The organism is Helicobacter sp. 23-1044, assembly GCF_053654695.1.
The window spans coordinates 1-721 of the sequence record NZ_JBSIUQ010000032.1; the positions used below are offsets into that span (position 1 = coordinate 1).

1 protein-coding gene is annotated in these 721 nt (G+C 40.2%); it reads right to left on the reverse strand.

The features are described 5' to 3' along the window. On the reverse strand, positions 1–721 hold a 721-nt coding region (locus tag ACWIUD_RS12065), incomplete at both ends, for an ATP-grasp fold amidoligase family protein (protein ID WP_454149411.1).

The following is a 721-nucleotide window of genomic DNA, read 5'->3' on the forward strand; positions in this document are numbered from 1 at the left end:
TCCGCAAATACGCGTGGGGTGATGTTTTTGTAATGCCACTCGCGGTAAAGTGTGTAGTAATTTGTCGTAAGGTGCTTTTTTAGTTTTTTCATCGCGGACTTAAATGCGTGCTTGTCGCGCAAAAACGCAGTTTTATCACTCACAAGCACCACGCCACCGCCATCGTGATTTGTTTTTAGTACAAAAGAATTTGGCAAAATATCAAAATCTATCGCCTCTACGCACTCCCAAATGCCATAAAGTTTTGGCAAAAATTTGCAGGAATTCGTCTCAAAAAGGGCGGATTTTAACTCATCGATTGGTTTTTGAAGTGTTTGGAAAAGCGCAGAATCTGTGGGAGAATCTGTGGAGTTTTTCGCAGAATCTGTGGAATTTTTCGCAGAATCTAATTTATTTTTATCGCAATTTGCAGAATCTGGCGTAGATTCTGCGTTCTTTACCTCATCTGCCCCCCCCTCAAACGCAAAATCTCGCAATTTATAAGCGATATAAATCCTCGCCTTTAATTTATCCGCGAGGTGCGTGTAAAGCGGATTTCTATCAAATAAAATGCGGTGGATGATTTTTTCATTAAATGTCTTTGGGCGGGCGAAATTAGGCACATAACCAAAGATTTTTTGATGTCTTTTTTTGAAATATTCCTCATCGCTTAATCGCTTCTCCCACATTCGCAGAATCGCCAAGCGCAGGGGATTTAGCACTCTAAAAATCAAACTTTTTT